General features: G+C 42.7%; 15 protein-coding genes. 9 read left to right on the top strand and 6 right to left on the bottom strand.

Going from position 1 to position 16,047, the window contains the following annotated elements:
* The first annotated feature begins 58 nt into the window (after positions 1-58).
* The 8 genes from SNE_RS04525 to SNE_RS04490 all read left to right on the top strand — a co-directional run bounded on the left by SNE_RS04525 (position 59) and on the right by SNE_RS04490 (position 9,538).
* Positions 59-1,051 carry a hypothetical protein gene (locus SNE_RS04525; protein WP_041418788.1) on the top strand — a complete coding sequence of 331 codons (993 nt, stop codon included), beginning with the start codon at positions 59-61 and terminating at the stop codon, positions 1,049-1,051.
* Between the two features lie 23 nt (positions 1,052-1,074).
* A complete protein-coding gene (locus SNE_RS04520; RefSeq protein ID WP_013943164.1) occupies positions 1,075-2,835 on the top strand; it encodes a hypothetical protein in 1,761 nt (586 codons plus the stop codon).
* 27 nt (positions 2,836-2,862) lie between these two features.
* On the top strand, positions 2,863-3,741 hold the full coding sequence (locus SNE_RS04515; protein WP_013943163.1) for a hypothetical protein: 879 nt from the start codon (positions 2,863-2,865) through the stop codon (positions 3,739-3,741).
* A 30-nt stretch (positions 3,742-3,771) separates the two neighbouring features.
* Positions 3,772-4,374 carry a recombination mediator RecR gene (gene recR / locus SNE_RS04510; RefSeq protein WP_013943162.1) on the top strand — a complete coding sequence of 201 codons (603 nt, stop codon included), beginning with the start codon at positions 3,772-3,774 and terminating at the stop codon, positions 4,372-4,374.
* 78 nt (positions 4,375-4,452) lie between these two features.
* On the top strand, positions 4,453-6,849 hold the full coding sequence (gene bamA / locus SNE_RS04505; protein ID WP_013943161.1) for an outer membrane protein assembly factor BamA: 2,397 nt from the start codon (positions 4,453-4,455) through the stop codon (positions 6,847-6,849).
* Between the two features lie 56 nt (positions 6,850-6,905).
* Complete coding sequence (locus SNE_RS04500; protein WP_013943160.1) at positions 6,906-7,490, top strand: OmpH family outer membrane protein; 585 nt, start codon at positions 6,906-6,908, stop codon at positions 7,488-7,490.
* A 13-nt stretch (positions 7,491-7,503) separates the two neighbouring features.
* Positions 7,504-8,550, top strand: a complete 1,047-nt coding sequence (gene lpxD, locus SNE_RS04495; protein WP_013943159.1) for a UDP-3-O-(3-hydroxymyristoyl)glucosamine N-acyltransferase — start codon at positions 7,504-7,506, stop codon at positions 8,548-8,550.
* Positions 8,551-8,617: 67 nt separating this feature from the next.
* Positions 8,618-9,538: a magnesium transporter CorA family protein gene (locus SNE_RS04490; RefSeq protein ID WP_013943158.1), complete on the top strand. Its 921-nt coding sequence runs from the start codon at positions 8,618-8,620 to the stop codon at positions 9,536-9,538.
* Here the strand turns inward: SNE_RS04490 and SNE_RS04485 are convergent.
* The 5 genes from SNE_RS04485 to SNE_RS13180 form a co-directional block, all read right to left on the bottom strand.
* The gene (locus tag SNE_RS04485; RefSeq protein WP_013943157.1) at positions 9,535-10,395 is read right to left on the bottom strand and encodes a hypothetical protein; all 861 of its coding nucleotides are present in this window, start codon (positions 10,393-10,395) and stop codon (positions 9,535-9,537) included. The genes SNE_RS04490 and SNE_RS04485 overlap by 4 nt on opposite strands.
* Positions 10,396-10,470: 75 nt before the next feature.
* On the bottom strand, positions 10,471-11,769 hold the full coding sequence (locus SNE_RS04480) for a pyruvate dehydrogenase complex dihydrolipoamide acetyltransferase (protein ID WP_041418786.1): 1,299 nt from the start codon (positions 11,767-11,769) through the stop codon (positions 10,471-10,473).
* A gap of 5 nt (positions 11,770-11,774) precedes the next feature.
* Positions 11,775-12,758, bottom strand: a complete 984-nt coding sequence (locus SNE_RS04475; protein WP_041419237.1) for a pyruvate dehydrogenase complex E1 component subunit beta — start codon at positions 12,756-12,758, stop codon at positions 11,775-11,777.
* A gap of 8 nt (positions 12,759-12,766) precedes the next feature.
* Positions 12,767-13,795: a pyruvate dehydrogenase (acetyl-transferring) E1 component subunit alpha gene (gene pdhA / locus SNE_RS04470; protein ID WP_013943154.1), complete on the bottom strand. Its 1,029-nt coding sequence runs from the start codon at positions 13,793-13,795 to the stop codon at positions 12,767-12,769.
* An 82-nt stretch (positions 13,796-13,877) separates the two neighbouring features.
* Positions 13,878-14,054 carry a hypothetical protein gene (locus SNE_RS13180; protein ID WP_013943153.1) on the bottom strand — a complete coding sequence of 59 codons (177 nt, stop codon included), beginning with the start codon at positions 14,052-14,054 and terminating at the stop codon, positions 13,878-13,880.
* Positions 14,055-14,287: 233 nt separating this feature from the next.
* Between SNE_RS13180 and SNE_RS04465 the strand changes: the two genes are divergently transcribed.
* Positions 14,288-14,986, top strand: coding sequence for a putative quorum-sensing-regulated virulence factor (locus SNE_RS04465; protein WP_013943152.1), 699 nt, complete (start codon positions 14,288-14,290; stop codon positions 14,984-14,986).
* On the opposite strand, the gene SNE_RS04460 is transcribed toward SNE_RS04465, so the two are convergent.
* The gene (locus tag SNE_RS04460; protein WP_013943151.1) at positions 14,983-16,032 is read right to left on the bottom strand and encodes an Lpg1974 family pore-forming outer membrane protein; all 1,050 of its coding nucleotides are present in this window, start codon (positions 16,030-16,032) and stop codon (positions 14,983-14,985) included. The two genes, SNE_RS04465 and SNE_RS04460, sit on opposite strands and share 4 nt — an antisense overlap.
* Between the last annotated feature and the right edge of the window lie 15 nt (positions 16,033-16,047).

Genomic DNA, 16,047 nt, shown 5'->3' with positions numbered 1-16,047 from the left:
ATTTCTATTCACAAAAAAAATACAATCTCTTCGAAATTAAAGAAAATTGAGGTTTAAAATGGGTTTTACGGAAACTACATATTTTAATCGATTACGCCATCATATGACGCTTGAAGGAATCAATACCTCAATCAGTCGTGGTTCTCATGCTAAAATTTCATTAGAGGAGTTCAAAAAACTTGATCTAGATCTCCCTAAAGCAACGGAAACTGCGATCAATTGCCTCGTTGGTGTTGCCAAAGGGACGTACCATCTTTTTTATGCGATTGTGATCGGACTTCCATCGGATTGGCTCACGTTTAAAACTCACATCTTTCTTCTCAACTGGGAAACGGCGAAGTCAAATGCAGAAGATGTTTACTTTCACGCTCTTGCTCTGACAGACCCCGTTTTGAGCGCCTTCCACATTCAAGAAAAATTGTATTTAGAAGAGTGCAAGAGTGTTGACCCTACAAATCTTAAAGAAACAATTCAGCTTCCCGCTCCTAAAGAAAAGCGTATGCCTCCTCCACCTCCTTCTAATCCAAAAGGCAAACCACCAACACCTCCTCCCTTTACCCCAAAAATTACGACTCCTTCCCCAAAACCGAAAACACCTCTCAAAGAAGATGACACAAATCCTGCAGTAGAACCTACTTCAGTTACAGAACGTAAGAAAGCGCTATTTAGTAAAGGATTCTCTCCAATGGCCCCCAAACCTAGTTGCCCGAGTGTGACTCACACACCACCTCCAAAAAAGCCAACAGCAGTTGTCACACACACACCACCTCCAAAAACACCTTCCACCTCTGAAAATGACCCCGATACTCTCTCTGGTTCTGACTTGAGAAAACGGATGCACGGTATATTAAGTTTTCAAGGTCTAGGCGCAATGGGAGGAGGAACCAAACCGCCACCTAAAGCCCCTGTAAAAAAAGATCCAGACCCAGTTTCCGGTTCAACAAAAGCTGATGCTTCATTCTCTGCAAAACGAGAAGAAGTCAAAACAGGAACTCTCGATAAAAAGAAAGTTGCAGCGTTTGAAGAATTATTTAAAAAAACAAGAAGTTAATAAGAATAAGAGCGGGAATACCCATGAGTTCACTTTCTAATGACCCTTATCTAAAAGCCCTTTGTAAAGGAGTAGATACAACTAGTACCCAGCAGTATTACCAAAAGAGAATGGAAGAATCTCCTTCTTATACTGTTGCAGAAGTCGATTATCGCCAATTTCGTGTCTACGGATATGAAAGACCTAGAACTTTGGGAGCTTGGACCCAGAAAAAACTCACACACCTCGTTGGGCCAGTTGTCAACGGAATCAAAATCCCATTGCATATTTTGAAAGCAATCACTGTCGGCCCTTGCCTTGGAACGTTTACAAGAGACATGTACTACGTCGGAACCGATATGCAGCGAATCAAAGGAAATATTAAAGGGCTTATTTGGCTTCCTCTAGGTGAGCATGATCTAGCAAGCGCAGATTTCCACGACAAATGCTACGAAATGATGGGACATGGAGCAAAAGAAGCAACGAGCAAGAAAGTCTTAACACAAGAGGAAGTTGATCGCCTCGGAACCGGTCTCGCTTATGTTGGACTGACTCAAGATGAACTAGATAAAACTCCAGTCAGTGAAATCCCGGAGGTTGTGAAGACTTTGAACTCTGAGCGTCTTTATAAACTTAAGTTTTCTGAAGAGCAACTCAAAGCTATCCCTTTAGAGTCTCTTTCTAAAGCTCAGGTTCAAGGCTTATTTCCTACTTTCAATCTTTCAAAAGGAACGGAATCTACAGCTATCTTCTCGGAATTGGTTGCTAAACAAAGAAAAGGTGAAGAACTCAAGCGCAATGTCGCTTTTGAGCGACTACGAGCCTTTAGCTTTGTTGAACTTAAAGCCATCCAAGATAAACTCCCTCCAGAATGCCTTGAACTCCATAAGGTCGCAATGGCATTTAATAACCTACAGCGACTCGGGCTGACAAAAGAGCTTTTTGATGAACATGATCCAGAAATTATTGTTCAGGCTCTTTTAATGGAGACTTTAGAAGAAACCATTCAACGACTCCACGTGATGGAGTTAGACCTTTTACATCAACTGCTTCCCCATCTAACTGTTGAAATTCTGATAAAACTGAATGACAAGACATTTCACTCTCTCGATTTTGCTCATTTAACCCCAACTCACATTAATCACATTTTTAACACAAAGCAGAAAAAAGAAACCCAGCCGATTGTAACGCGACTTTCGCCACCTCAAGTCAATGAGCTGATGCCACGTCTAGAAGGCTTTCAAATCCATACATTTGATTTCTCAAATGATCAGCTTAAAGATTTAGACTTAAGTAAACTCTCTCTGAGCCAACTACAAAATCTTCTACCTTACCACGAACTTTCGGTAGAAAGTGGCAGCGTTGCCGTGCAAAAGAAATTTGCTGAAAAGCAACTCGTGGTTCTGGAAAGGATAAACGCTTTTCAAAAAGAAGGGCAGCAAGCCGTCATCAAAGACAAACTGCCAGACCTCTGGGCTCTTTTTGAAGCTTGGAAGAAAGGTGACAAGTCTAATAGCCAAGTCAGCGCTCTCGAACATCTTGCGAAAATTGTGATCGAATTGCCTAAAACACCAGACAAGAAGAAAAAGATAGATCCCAAAAGCGTAACAGAAGTTTCAGAGAAAATTCCTGAAACTATACTTGGAAAAGTCCATTACTACGCCGTGGCTTTTTTCACGCATGTTTGGAATGGTCTTTGCGTTGTCACAAGTTTTGTCACATATCCGATTTGGAAACCTTACAAAATAGCCAAAGAGTACTTCTATACCAATAAATCCGTTGAATCATTAGACGATATTGTCTAAGATTTCTGCCGTAGAAGGAGAAAAGCTATGAGCAGTACAGGTTCCGTGCTCTATCGTGACTTGCCAAAAGAAACTCTTGAAGCTCACTATCCTAGAGCTAAGGACAAGCTCCCTTTCACTTCGGGAAGTTACTACACGGCCTATCCGCAAGAGACCGCGTTGATCCGAGCAACAGCCTTTGTTGCCCTGGCTATTATTTCCTATTTCAAGCCTGCGGTCTTTATTGTCGGTTCTTCTTATATGATTCTCTGTTCCTATGTTTTTCCTCCAAAAACAGATCATTGGTATCCAGGTGCTGCTGCATTGGCAGTTGGGACGATTGCCCGCTTTGCTGTAGACTCAACAAAACTCTCTCTAGTTGCCAGTCTTGCCACCCTTGTGTATGCCGCCTCATCTGCCTATTCAAACATTTATCGAGAAGATCCCCTCCTACACTCCTTCTACCAGATTGCCGGATCGAAAGAGAACTTTGAAAAATTGCCCGAACTCCCCAAAGTTTCTGGATCCAAGAGCTTGAAGGATTGGATTGACAAAACCGATTGGAATAAGCTTGATAGGCCCGCTTACCGAGCCCAAACAGCTGATGGCCGCCAAATCTTCGTTGTACGAACCTGCAAAAAAGATGCAGAAAAAGAGACGTTTATCCCCAATACACTTGGAGTAGAAGTCTACATTGAAAAGTACGATGAGCAAGACAATGACCCTACAAACACTTCGGTCGGAAGAAAGATCATGGAAGCTCTCTTTTCCCCTCAAAATTCAACTTTCAGCTATAGTTCCAGTTCGTCTGAGTCAATATTCACTTTGGGAGACAAGACTGTCATCACCTCAAAATCAATGAGTATCAATCTTAAATCACACATCACTGCCGAGCGCGCAAACGAGCTTTTTGCTCAGCTTGCTTAAAAATGAAACTCCTCCTAGAATATTCAGGATATGGCTAAATATCCCAAACATTTACTTTCTCTTATTGCTCAACTACAAAAACTACCAGGCGTTGGAAAAAAAACTGCTGAGCGATTCGCCTTTGATCTTTTGGAGTGGGAAAGACACGATCTCGCTACTCTAGCAAACCTTTTGAGCACCTTAAAAGAAAAAATCCCCCACTGCAATCAATGTGGTTGTTTAATGGAAGAGGTCTCTTGCTCTTTTTGTGAAAGCAGTAAAAGAGATCCCTCAATGATGTGCATCATTGCCTCACCACGCGATGCTTTCGCAATTGAAGAAACCGGAAATTTTTTGGGACTCTATCACGCTTTAGGAACTTTATTATCCCCCCTTGATGGCCAAACTCCCGAAAAATTAAACGTGCCAAAACTCTTAAAGAGAATAGAGCTCTGTGGGGTGCAAGAAGTGATTCTTGCCCTTGATTCAACACTAGAAGGCGATGCCACAGCCCTATTTCTAAAAGAAGAATTGCACCAAAACCAGATCAAAGTTTCAAGACTTGCACTTGGATTACCTGTTGGAAGTTCACTCGATTTTATCGATGAAGGGACTCTTTCTCAAGCATTATCTGGCAGGCAAGTCTTGCATTAATTCGAAGGACTTTTCTATAATCAATCAATCCATTCAAGATCATCTTGGAAGTGGATAACGTACAGACATAAGTTAGTAATGAATAAAAGCGTCGCCAAGATTCTCACACCTCTCGTCCTCTTAACAGCACCGATCCCGCAGCTTGCTGCTTATTCGCAAGCAACCGAAGCCTACGAACAAAAGCGGGTTGGAAAAATCACAGTGATAATGGAAAACCTTCCACGTGGCAGTACGTTTAACCAAGAACGTATTCTATCGAAACTGCGCACAAAAGAAGGAGACCCCTTTTCTCAAAATGTTTTTGACCAAGATCTAAAAACTCTATCTGAAGAGTATGACCGGGTTGAACCCAACATTGAAACGCGAGGGGGAGATGTAGACATTACATTGAAAATCTGGCAAAAGCCGATGATTCGCTCGATTGTCTGGCATGGAAACTCTAAAGTTCGAACAGGAACTCTTCAACGTGAACTTGACATCGAGCCTCATACCTTCTTTAACCGTGATGAGTTTAACCTCGCCTTCAACAAAGTCAAAGAGTACTACATCAAGAAAGGATATTTTGAGTCTGACATCGAATACAAAATCATTCCTTATTCTGACACAAATGAAATTGACATTGAAATCACCATTCACGAAGGACACTCGGGTCATATCAGTAAGATTGCTTTCTCGGGACTTTCGAACAAAGAGCAAAGCGCGATTCTTGAACTGATCCAAACGAAAAAGTACAACTTCTTCACAAGTTGGCTGACCGGAAGAGGAACCTATCACGAAGAAGCCTTAGAACAAGACAAGCTCATCATCGTTAACTATCTGCAAAATCAAGGATATGCAGATGCGCGCGTCAATATTCAAACGAAAGAAGATGAGAATGGCCGCTTAGAAATTTATATCAATGCTGTGAAAGGAGAAAAATACCATTTTGGCTCAATTGGCATTCAAGGAAATGAGCTTCTGAACCAACAGCAAATTGAACGAGTGATGTTGATTAAAGATGGAAGCATTTTCTCACCAGAAAAACTACGTGACAGCATCCAAAATGTTAAAGATCTCTATGGTAAAGACGGATATATTGAAGCAAACATCAACTACGTACTCCACTTATCTCCTAGTGAACCTGTTTATTCTGTCGACATTCAGATCGAAGAAGGAGAGCAATTCCGCATAGGACTGATTCGTGTTCTTGGGAACGTCTCAACAAACAAAAATGTGATTTTACGTGAATCGCTTCTCGTTCCTGGAGAAGTGTTTGACTCACGTCGCCTCAAAGCGACCCAGATGCGATTAGAGGCCATTGGTTATTTCAAATCAGTGAACGTCTACGCTGTGAAAACACCTGATGACCAAGAGCTCGGTGAAAATTACCGCGATGTCGTGATTGAAGTCGAAGAAACAACAACAGGAAGCCTCAGCCTCTTTGGAGGACTTAGCACAACTGACAGTATTTTCGGCGGAATAGACCTTGCCGAAAACAACTTCGACCATCGTGGGTTGACAAGATGGTGGCGTGAAGGATTCTCAGCTCTTCGAGGCGCAGGCGAATACGCACAACTCAAAGCTCAAATTGGTAAAAAACAACAAACCTACTCTCTCACTTGGATGGATCCTTACTTTAGAGACACCTTATGGAGATTTGGTTTTGAAGCAAGTTACTCGAAAAATCGCCTTCAATCCGATGATTACGATGTCGATATCGTTGGGGGATCGATTTTTGCCAATTACCCCTTAACAAACTACTGGACATTTGGTACCCGTTTACGAGTCCGCAACTCTATCTCCCATGTTGATAAACATATCCTCAACAAAGATGCACAACAAGAGCGCCAAAATAGCGGTTTGATTGCAGGCCTCAGCTCTTCCATTTCTTACGATACAAGAGACAACCCCTTTAAGCCACACCGAGGAGTCTCGTCCTACTTTGAAATCGAAATGGGCGGAGTAAGACGCCACGACAATAACCCACGTTACTTCCCCTTCGGAAAAGTGAGCTTTCTCAACTCTTATTACTACCCTCTCTGGCGTAAAGGAACTGTAAAACTGCGTGGAGACTTCCGTTTCCTCGTCCCATTTGGTGGAGCAGAAGTAGAAGACGTTGCCTTGAGTGAAAAGTTTTTCCTTGGGGGTGACACCACCGTACGTGGATATAAACCTTATAGCATTGGCCCTAAATTCCCTCGAAACAAAGATGGAGATGACTCGAATGCTCCCAAGGGCGGTATCTCCTCCATGCTCCTTTCTGTTGAATACCTCCAAAATGTCATGAAAATGCTCGATCTCTTCGTCTTCTTCGATGGTGGTACAGTTTCTGAAAAAAGATTTGACATTCCCGATTTCCGCATGAGCTACGGCTTAGGCGCCCGCATTGAACTTGGTAACCGCATGCCCTTCATCGTCGGTATGGGTTTCCCCATCAATCCTGAGGATAAAGATGATGTGAAGCGATTTTTCTTCTCAATGGGTGCACAATTCTAGGAAATCGGTTACAATGGAATGAACAAGTTACAAAATAGAATTTTTAGGAGTTGATCATGAAACGGCACACTTTTTTCTTGCCAATCTTAGCATCACTATTTTTCTTTTTAACCTCTGCACAAGCTCACGTTAATTCAGCCGGGATCGTCAATTTTAGCACGTGCATCACCGAATCTAAATATGGTAAGCAAGAGCAAGAAGCTTTTGACGACATTCGCACCAAAATCACTTCGATTATGCAAGACCTCGATGGACAGTTTCGCGATATCGTCACAAAGCTAAACGATCCAGAGTTCGTCGACAGCTTATCACCTGAAAAAGAACACGAAATGCAAGCGCACGCCCAATCTCTTCAAGAAGAGCTTGGACGCTACCAGCAGCAGTACTATCAGGTGATGAATCAAGCAAACATGCACCTCATCCAAATGATGACAAATCATGTTTCTCATGCCTCTGAACTCATTGCAAAAAAGGAAAAATTTTCAGTAGTTCTGAACAAAGAAGCCTGCTTCTACTACGAACCTAAGCAAGACATCACAGCAGCAGTCATCGCCGAAATGGATAAGAATTTCGAAAAAGACGCAAAAGCTCATAAAGCGACAGCTGCCACTGAGCAACCTTCTGAGAAAGCAGTGAAGTAAAGGAAGCTAACAGATGTCAAAACGGTTTTCCCTTCAAGAGCTCGCTGAGTTGACAAACAGTGAGCTTGTTGGAGATCCCAACCATGCGATTGAAAATGTCGACAATCTAGAATCTGCCTGTGAACATGACGCCTCTTTTCTAGCAAATTTGCGATACAAAGAGCGCATGAAAAATTCCGCCGCGGGAGTCATTTGTATCGATAGAACAATTGAGCCAACTCCCGGTAAAAACTTTCTTATTAGTGATAATCCCTCGCTTACGTTTCAAAAAATTGCAGAAATTCTTCTCCACAATCAAACTCACGACACAGGATTTAAAGGAATTCACGAAACAGCTGTGATTCATGGAACGGCTCAAATTGGGCGAAATGTGACGATTGGACCACATGCCGTCATCGACCAAGGTGCCGTCATCGGAGATGGGACGATCATTCATGCCAATACTTCAATTGGACCGGGCGTAAAGATCGGCAAGGCTTGCGTCATTTACGCTAACGTGTCAGTGAGAGAAAGGTGCATTTTGCATGACAGAGTCATCTTGCAACCAGGAGCCGTCATCGGCTCATGTGGTTATGGCTATACTACTGACCCGAAAACCGGCCGTCATACAAAACTCGATCAAATTGGGATTGTCATTCTCGAAGAAGATGTCGAAATTGGAGCCAATACCACAATTGACCGAGCTCGTTTCAAAAATACTTTAATCCGTAAAGGGACCAAAATCGACMACTTGGTTCAAATTGCCCACAATGTGGAGCTCGGTGAAAATAATATTATTGTTTCCCAATCGGGAATTGCCGGCTCAGCAAAGCTTGGCAATAATGTCTTTCTAGGAGGGCAATCAGGTGTTATTGGTCACGTTTCAATCACAGACAATGTTAAAGTCGCCACCCGTGGAGGAGTCAGCAAATCGATCTCTGAACCTGGCATTTATGGAGGGGGACCGGTCACCACAATGGCTGAATTTAATAAGCGGCAAGTCCAGCTCAGGAAGATTGGAACCTATGTCAAGCAAATCGAAGAGCTTGAAAAACGAATTGAAAAATTAGAAAAAAAATAACATTACTTTCATTTTTTATAAGAATGGTAATATAATCAAGGAGTAAGCGCTACCCTTGTGAGGGACAATGATTACCATTTACGACAAAACAGAACACGACGAAGAGTTCAAAGAGATTCAAGAGCCACGCGAAGGCTGTTGGATACATGTAGAAGATGCAACAACAAATGACATCAATCAAATCAGCAAGCTCATTGATCTTGAGTACACCGATATGTACGACTGTCTGGACCGGTATGAAATTCCTCGCGTTGAAAGAATTGACGAGCACGTTTTAATCTTCACGCGCCACCCTATCGAAGTCGAAGGGGGACTCTACACCACCACCTTTACCATCATCCTCACGAAAGATTACTTCATCACAATTTGTCCTCAAAAAAGCCAACTCGTCGAAAACTTCATTTCTCAAAAGCCCAAGCTTACCCCCTCACAAAAATCAAAGTTCTTGATCTACATTCTGCTGAAAATCACACAAGAGTTCACCTTGCAAATCAAAAAAATTCGTACGAATGTCTTGAAGCAAGAAAAAAAGATGTCCTATGTGGATAGCCGGGATATTACAAGCTTGACTTTGAACGAAGAAATTCTCAATCAGTACCTTTCCTCTCTCGTCCCTTTGCGCAGCGTTCTCGAGTCGATCACCTCTGGCCGTTACACCATCCTCTACGAAAAAGACCAAGACCTTCTCGAAGACTTACTCAATGCGAGCATCCAATCAGAAGATCTCTGCTCCATCAATTTACGCAGTATTCGTAGCCTAAGAGATTCATATCAGATTATCTTTACCAACCAGCTGAACAAGACGATCAAGCTGCTCACAGCGCTGACGATCATTTTGAGCATCCCGACTATGGTCGCGAGTCTTTACGGAATGAACGTCGCCTTACCCATTGCTGGGGATAAACATGCGTTCATTTTCATTGTCACTTTCATTATTTTGATTTCGTTTGTGTCGCTGCTCTTCTTCCAGCGGAAGAAATGGCTCTAATCAAATTTATAGCCACGAATAAGATGGGGCCGAGCCCAAACATTCTTAAGTCTTTCTAGAATTTGAGCGGGACTTCTAGTCGACAATTCTTTTCCTTCACCTAACGCATGCTGAAAATATTTCCAGGTATGCTCACTCTGCTCGAGCTTTTTCTGCAAATCTCGAATTCTCTCTTCATCTTGCTCTTTCTGGTGTTGCATGATTTGATCTTTATCTTGTAACTGCTTCTTTAGATCCTTTACAAGACCTTCTTGATATCCAATATCTTGCTCTGCTCTAAGGGCAGCTCTCTGAAAATTTTCTTCAGAGTTTTGATTCGCCTCTAAAAGCTTAGCGACCAAACCCTCTGGATCTGTCACTCCTAATTGGCCCTGCAAAAGTGTAATTTGCTTGCGCAATGCTGTATTTTGGAACATGAGAACATTGGTAATATCTTCGGGATCATCTGAAAGTAAGCCCGGCTTCAATTGTACCGGCTCAGGAAGCGCAAGACGAGATTTAACTTCGCTAGGATTAAGAAGCGCAACACAGGCCAAAAAGAGTTGATAAAGAGAAAAACCCAGGGTTTTAAGTCCTTCCTTCCCATTTTCTGTAAAAGACTTTCGCGCTGACTCTGCTTCATTTGATAAATAGTAGAGGCCGCCTTCTCCTAGAGCTTTCGCTTCTAAAGCAAGTCCATGGAAAAAAGTCATCGCAACTGAAAGGAGTAAGAAAGCAGTTGTTTTGACGCGAGAAAAGTCTTCTGTCTTCGCCTCATCTGAATGCTTTATGGTCTCTTTTAAATACTCATAACTCTCATATGTTGTGCGAGCTTGACATGTCCCCCACATCGGAAGAGAGAAATCAATTGTTGCCATCTTTCATCCTCAAATTTTCATTTTCGCAAAAGATGATACTAGATTTTCGAATAGAAATCAACTGGAAGAAGACTTTTAGATGAGCAAAATCGCCGGATTTTCAAGTAATTCTTGGAACGTTTTTAAAAATTTTGCTGCATCAGCGCCATCAACGACTCTATGATCACTTGAGAGGGAAACCATCATCCTTTTTCCAGGGACGACCTGGCCGTTTTTAACCACAGCGCAATCTCTCACACCTCCGACGGCGAGGATAGAAACCTGAGGCGGGTTGATGACAGCTTGGAAGTCGTGGATACCAAACATTCCCAGATTGGAAACGGTAAACGAGCCTCCCCTGTATTCATGAGGTTGCAGCTTCCCCTTTTTGGCTAAGTTGGCAAGATGTTTCACTTCAGCAGAAATTTGACCTAAATTTTTATAGTCGACATGCCGAACAATCGGAGTGATCAATCCATCATCGATGCTAACAGCAACAGAGATGTCGATCGTCTTGAACCGGACTATGGCATTTTTCACGCTGTCAAAACCACTGTTCACAGTGGGGTGCTGTTTCAGGGCAAGAGCTGCGGCTCGCATGACAAAATCATTAAACGTCACCTTGACTCCAGTTGCTTTGAGCTGCTCGCGGCTAGCAATCATTGGCTCAACATCAATGTCTTGCTGCACGTAAAAGTGAGGAATGAATGTTTTAGATGCTTGAAGCTTTTGACCAATGGCTTTACGCATTGGTGAAAGAGGCTCTTCTTCGTAGCTTCCTGGAGCCTTTTTCGGAATGGATCGATTCCCAAAAGTTGCAATAGCATCGGCTTGAGCTAAATCTAAATCTCGACTCATCACTCGTCCGCCAGGGCCACTCCCTTTAACAGTGGTGATGTCGAGCCCTTTTTCCCGCGCGAGTTTTTTTGCAAGCGGTGAAGCAGGCAGGTGATCTTCTAAAGATGTTTCAAATTCGAAAGAGTAACCTTCAAGTGGAGGTTCTGCCTCAAATGCAGGTTGCGCCATCCCTGTTGTTTTAGTCACAGGCGCCGCTTTTATAGCTCCTTTTGCGGGAGCTTCTTCACTGACTGTTTCTTCGGAAGGAGCTTCTTCGACTTTGAGCCCTTCAGGCTCGTACCCTTCGATGCTTTCGCCTTTAGTTTCTGTGAAAACAGCAATTGCTTGATTCACAACTGCTTCCTCATTTTCATGAACTAAGATTTTACGCAAGAACCCATCATCGAGAGAATTATATTCAACTGTTGCTTTGTCAGTTGCCACTTCAAAAAGAAGATCGTCTGCTTTAACAGCATCTCCCTCTTTCTTGTGCCACTTGACGATTGTTCCTCCCTCCATAGTCGGTGATAGTTTCGGCATCGTTAGCGTTGATGGCATGGGAATTAACTCCTTAGATGTAGTGTCTGCAAGATGGCGTCTAGAATACGCTCCTTATTAGGCTGCGTTGCATGTTCCAAATTTTTTGCATAAGGAAGTGGTGTTTCTCGCTGGCACACCCGATGGATCGGTGCATCGAGAAAATCAAAGCAGTGCTCTTGAATCTGAAACCCAACCTCTGCTGAAATTCCAGTAAAAATATGTCCTTCTTCAACGAGGACACAAAAATGAGTCTTCTTAACAGAGGCTGCAATAGTAGGCAGATCTAGTGGTTTAATGGTTCGAAGATCGATGAGTTCAACTTGAATCCCCTTTTTGGCGAGTTCACTTGCCGCTTCGCGGCAGTGAGAAAGCATCCGACTGTGCGAAACAACCGTGATGTCTTTCCCTTCACGGATAACCTGGGCTTTTCCGATGGGAACAAGATACTCTTTTGTTGGAATTTGCATTTTCATTCCGTAATCTAGCTCATTTTCTAGAAAAATCACCGGGTTATTACAGCGAATGGCCGACTTGAGCAGTCCCTTCGCGTCATACGGATTCGAAGGAGCTATAATGATAAAGCCTGGAAGGTTTCCATAAATCGCTTCAACGCAATGAGAGTGTTGGCATGAAACTTGAGCGGCTGCACCATTAGGACCACGGAAAACAATGGGAACTGAAAAACGCCCACCAGACATATAATACATTTTGCACGCATTGGAAATGAGCTGATCGGCTGCGACAAAGGAAAAGTTAAAGCTCATGAATTCAACGATAGGTCTCAAACCTGTCATGGCAGCGCCGATGCTAAGTCCTGTAAAACCATTTTCAGCAATTGGGGTGTCGATGATCCGCTCAGATCCCCACTTATCGAGAAGGCCTTTTGAAACTTTGTAGGCTCCATTGTATTCTGCGACTTCTTCACCCATGAGATAAACCATGGGATCTCGCTCCATTTCTTCATCGATGGCCTGCCTTAAGGCTTCACGCATTTCGACTTCTTGCATTTCGTCTGTCAAGGTGCAAATACTCCTTCTTCAAGTGTGATCGGATCGGGGGCAGGACTTTCTTCTGCAAATTTCATGGAAGCTACGATTAACTCTTTTTGCTGCTTATCTAGAGTTTCAATCTCTTTATCTGTGATCATCTTATGTTTTTTCAACGTGTCTCCAAAGAGATGGATAGGATCACGAGTTTTTGCGTCTTCTAACTCTTGTTTTGAACGGTAAAGCCCTGGATCAGAAATCGAGTGCCCTCTAAATCTTTCAGTCACAGCTTCGACAAGAATAGGTCTTCCCGTTTTCTTCACTTCATCCCGAACATGCGAAAAGCCATTATAGCAGCTGAAATAATCCATTCCATCAAATGTATAAGATGAAATTCCATAGCTCTTTGCGAGATTCTCAGCAATGGGTTGTACACAAATGGCGCGGTTAACAGCTGTTCCCATTCCCCATTGGTTATTTTCGATAACATAGATACAGGGAAGATTCCAAAGAGCTGCTAAATTAAGTGATTCATGAACAGCTCCTTGAGCAACAGCTCCGTCGCCCAAAAAGCAGAGAGCTACCCCCTCTTGCTTTTGATATTTCAGAGAAAAGGCCGCACCTGTTGCAATTGGAAGATGTCCTCCTACAATTCCGAACCCTCCAAGCAGACGATCGGCATAAAAGTGCATCGATCCACCTCTTCCTAGAGCATTCCCCGTCTCCTTTCCATAGAGCTCAGCCATCATTTCATTTGGAGTTGCGCCTAAGAGATAGGCCAGCGCGTGGCATCGATAAGTTGTGATCCACCAATTTTTCTCGACACCGAGTGCATTGACAGCAGCTGTCTGAATGGCTTCCTGCCCCATGTAGGCATGAAAAAAACCACCAACTTTCCCTTGTTGATAAGCAGACTCAGCACGAATCTCAAAATGACGAATCGTAAGCATTTGCTTTAAGGTTTCGATCAAACGATCTTTACCTAGCTCTTTGACCCACTTATCTGTCTGGTTATCAAAGAAATTGTATTTAACGTGATGAACAGTCTTTTTTGTCATATGAGGTTATCCAAGTGCTTCCACCCTAGCGATGGCTCCATCACCATCATAATTCTCAACTTAGCTTACGTTTCTTATTTTATCAATATGGCATCGCACCTGGAGGCCCAAATCCTGCTCCTTCAGGGATAACGCTCGGATTATTTGTCACAGGGATGGTGATCAAATCGTCATCTCCATTCGATGACGCTTGATAACATCCAACACAAACCAAGGTTACGGCAAAGAGTAGAGCAATTCGAAGTAATGTCTTCTTCATTTCAAATGATTTCCATAGTTTTAACCTGAGCTTTGATTTGATTTCATTCTTATCAGCCTTTTTGTCTCGAAAAGGATCATTAGGGCCTTCCCTTTGCTAAAAATCTTCAGAATTTAAGAGAACTCTCTCCTCATGACATGTAAAATAAACCCAAAGCTCAGGTTTTTAAGGAGATTCTATCACTTTGACAATTTTTTCTCCATACCGTTATGCTTTATCTAAGGAGAAATTTTATGGCTAAACGACCCATTTTTTATGACACAGAAACAACTGGTGTGAAACCCGATAAAGACCGGATCATCGAAATTGCTGCCTTTGACCCAGAATTGAATCGCACATTCGAAGCGCTCATTAACCCCGAAATACCCATTCCCGAAGAAGCAACTGCCGTTCACAACATTACCAATGAAATGGTGAAAGATGCTCCTACTTTCAAACAAGTTGGGGTGGACTTCGCTTCATTCTGCAGTGGAGAAGTGGTCCTTATTGCGCATAATAATGATGCTTTTGACCTCCCATTCATCCGTAGTGAATTTGAGCGTAATGAACTCACACTCCCAAAATGGCCCTACATCGATTCTCTCAAATTTTCCCGAAAATACCGCCCTGATCTTCCTCGCCACTCGCTCCAACACCTAAGAGAGTATCATGGATTTCCTGCCAACAATGCCCACCGCGCACTTGATGATGTGATCGTTCTACATCAAGTCTTTAGCGAAATGATCGATGACTTGACAATGGATACAATTTTAGAGCTCATGAGTGAAAAACAGGTGCTACGTCACATGCCTTTTGGCAAACATCGGGGCAAACCTCTCAAAGAAATCCCACCAGACTATGTCCGCTGGCTTCATGAAAACGGCGCCCTCGATAAGCCTGATAACCAAGAGCTCAAAGACGCCTTTTCAAAACTTGGAATGATTCCTAACTAGAAATCAATGCGAGCTTTCAAAGTAAGCCCTTCAAAAGAGGTTGGAATATCATCATTGCCAAGAGGGTTAACGACAACTGACCAAAAATACTGAACTTCATATCCGATTGCAAGTTGTGCTGATAACCACTTGGGAATAAAGCACCTCTCCCAATCTAACCCAATAAACGCTTGAATATAGGGGCGCACCCGATGTGTATCGAAATTAAGTCTCACAAGAGTCTGGCTCACATTCGGCTGAGGCCCTTGGTTGTCGATCTCGTTTTCGAAGCTACGCACTTTTTCATCGATATCATACCAAAGAATAGCTCCTGAAACTTGTCCTGCAATTCCAAGGCCGTAGACCCAATTCCATTTCCCATAAAAACTTGCAAAAGGACCAATCCCCCAATAATCAAATTCTCCTCTCCAATATTCATTTGCCCCTGCGAGTCCTACTCCATTAGGATTAAATGATTCCACTTCAAATAGACTTTGATGACTTTCTTGATCAAACCAAACAGTTTTCATGCCGAAAGAAGGACGAATAACCCAAGAAGAATCTAAAAACATTCGTCTTCCGTAATCAAACTCAAGAGAGTTATAAGTAAAATCCCATTTTATTTTTGCCTTCCTCCCTAAAAATGAAAATCCTTCATCTCCAGTTATCAAAAATAAATCAGCCGAATCAGATGTCGTAGAAGACGAAATATCAAAACTAAGCCTTGTCCAACTCAGATACAGATCCCAACCATTCCAGGGTAAATCTCCCCCCAAGCCAATTCTAAAACCAGGCTTGTACTCGAAATCAATTTCTTTCGCTTGAATATCAATAGTCGTCAACGATGCGGTAAATGTCGGAATAAAACGTGCTGCATATTGAAGCTCATCTTGCATCACTTTCCAGTAAAGAAAATCTCCTGTCACATACACACCATTTAAATCATGGCAAGTTCTTGCACTACGTATCGCATCCTTAGGAGGAGCATCTGAAAGTATTGCATCTTTTTGAAAATCCCCAAAAAGAAGAATAGGTGATAGGAAAAAGAGAAAATATTTAAATTTCATGGTTAAAACCTCATA

Source organism: Simkania negevensis Z, assembly GCF_000237205.1.
Taxonomy (GTDB): Bacteria; Chlamydiota; Chlamydiia; order Chlamydiales; family Simkaniaceae; genus Simkania; species Simkania negevensis.
This window is presented reverse-complemented; position numbering and strand designations above follow the sequence as displayed.